The sequence below is a fragment of the Pseudomonas sp. HMWF006 genome (genome assembly GCF_003061205.1).
GTDB classification, from domain to species: domain Bacteria; phylum Pseudomonadota; class Gammaproteobacteria; order Pseudomonadales; family Pseudomonadaceae; genus Aquipseudomonas; species Aquipseudomonas monsensis.
This window is the reverse complement of sequence record NZ_QAIU01000208.1, coordinates 1-2182: the sequence shown is the minus strand read 5'-3', so window position 1 is coordinate 2182 and position 2182 is coordinate 1. Positions and strand designations below refer to the sequence as shown.

Genomic DNA, 2182 nt, shown 5'->3' with positions numbered 1-2182 from the left:
GAAAACGCCAGAGATCGGCTCCCTCTCGCACCGGGAGAGGGGACTGACCGGAGTGTTTTCGAGAAGTACACCGACTTGCGATACCGCGTCGAACTCCGGTTTTGAAAACGCCAGAGATCGGCGCCCTCTCCCACCGGGAGAGGGGACTGATCGGAGTGTTTTCGAGAAATACACCGACTTGCAATACCGCGTCGAACTCCGGTTTTGAAAACGCCAGAGATTGGCGCCCTCTCGCATCGGGAGAGGGGACTGACCGGAGTGTTTTCGAGAAATACACCGACTTGCAATGCCGCGTCGAACTCCGGTTTTGAAAACGCCAGAGATCGGCCCCCTCTCCCACCAGGAGAGGGCACTGACCGGAGTGTTTTCGAGAAATACACCGACTTGCGATACCGCGTCGAACTCCGGTTTTGAGAGCGCCAGAGGTCGGCTCCCTCTCCCTCCGGGAGAGGGCTGGGGTGAGGGTCGCTTCTACCGCTACAATGCAGCTCCCAAGGAGCCCGCATGTCCAACCTGATTGCCGACTGGCGCGACCGCCCGACTCACCGCAAGGTCTGGGCGCTTGCCGCGCCGATGATTCTTTCCAATATTTCCGTGCCACTGGTGGCGCTGGTCGACAGCACTGTCATCGGACACTTGCCCCATGCCCATCAATTGGGGGCGGTGGCGGTCGGCGCCAGCCTGTACACCTTTCTGGCCTGGGCCATGGGGTTTCTGCGCATGGGCACCACCGGGTTTGCCGCACAGGCTGCCGGGCGCAGCGATGGCGCGGCGTTGCGGCAGATTCTGTTGCAGGGCTTGTTGCTGGCGATGGGCCTGGCGCTGGTGCTCGGCACCCTCGGCGTGCCATTGAGCGAGGTCGCGTTGCACTTCATGCAGCCGTCGGCCGAACTCGATCAACTGACCCGCGACTTCTTTCACACCCGGTTGTTCGGCCTGCCGGCCGCGCTGGCCAGTTATGCGCTGGTCGGCTGGTTCCTCGGCACCCAGAACGCCCGGGCACCACTGGCGATTCTGCTGAGCACCAACCTGATCAACATCGCCCTCAACCTGTGGTTCGTCATTGGCCTGGAATGGGGCGTGGTCGGTTCGGCCCGGGCTTCGGTGATCGCCGAATGGAGCGGCGCCCTGCTCGGCCTGTGGTTGACCCGTGGCGCCTTGCGCGCCTATCCCGGGCACATCGCTTGGGCCGCGTTGAAGCTGTGGCACAGCTGGCGCCCGCTGCTGGCGGTCAATCGCGACATTTTCATCCGCAGCCTGGCCCTGCAATCGGTGTTTTTCATGATCACCGTACAAGGCGCGCGGCTGGGCGATGCGACCGTCGCCGCCAATGCGCTGCTGCTCAACGGCCTGCTGCTGACCGCCCATGCGCTAGATGGTCTGGCCCATGCGGTCGAAGCCTTGTGCGGCCATGCCATCGGTGCTCGTGATCGCCTCGCGCTGCGCCGTTCGCTGGTGGTGGCCGGTGGCTGGTCACTGATCGCCAGCCTGGGGTTTGCCGCATTGTTTCTGTTGGCCGGGCACTTGTTCATCGAAATGCAGACCAACATCCAGAACGTACGCGACACGGCGTTCATCTACCTGCCGTATCTCGCCGTGCTGCCGTTGATTGCGGTCTGGAGCTACCTGCTCGACGGCCTGTTCATCGGCGCCACCCGCGCGCGGGAAATGCGCAACGGCATGCTGCTGACCATCGCCCTGCTGTTGCCGTTTGCCTGGGCGTTGCAAGGGCTGGGCAATCACGGGCTGTGGATCTCTTTCCTGCTGTTCATGGTCCTGCGCAGCCTGACCCTCGGTAGCATCGCCCTGTGGCTGCGACGTCACGACGGCTGGTTCAGCGGCGGAGTTCACTGAACCGGCGTGTGCTTGACGAATGACACCACCTGGTCGAGCACCGGCGCCAGACGCCGAAGCGGTCGTGACAGGGTTGCCACCAGCGTCACATGACTGGGCCGCGAGTAGTACAGGTCCTGAACCGGCACGCCCGCCTCGCGCAGTTTGCGTGCCAGGCCTGCGGTGTTGCGCGTCGGGTTGACCAGAGTGTCCCGGGTCGCGGCGATCAGCAGCGCCGGGGGTTCGCCCTGCCTGACATGGTTGATCGGTTGCGATTGCGGCGGTGAGTCCGGCCAGAAAAACACCGGGCGCACGTCGGCATTCTTGATCGGCAGAAAATCATAAGGGC

General features: G+C 63.6%; 2 protein-coding genes. One reads left to right on the top strand and one right to left on the bottom strand.

Going from position 1 to position 2182, the window contains the following annotated elements; all coding sequences use genetic code 11:
- Positions 1 to 504 precede the first annotated feature (504 nt).
- Positions 505 to 1854, top strand: coding sequence for an MATE family efflux transporter (locus DBR24_RS08195; RefSeq protein WP_128614469.1), 1350 nt, complete (start codon positions 505 to 507; stop codon positions 1852 to 1854).
- Here DBR24_RS08195 and DBR24_RS08190 read toward each other — a convergent pair.
- Positions 1848 to 2182 (bottom strand): alpha/beta hydrolase (locus tag DBR24_RS08190; RefSeq protein ID WP_371921248.1); only part of this gene is annotated, 335 nt, incomplete at its 5' end. The two genes, DBR24_RS08195 and DBR24_RS08190, sit on opposite strands and share 7 nt — an antisense overlap.

Bases quoted from the DNA above. Each gene is read 5' to 3' on its own strand.
- DBR24_RS08195 (WP_128614469.1), top strand. From the start codon at position 505: ATGTCCAACCTGATTGCCGACTGGCGCGACCGCCCGACTCACCGCAAG.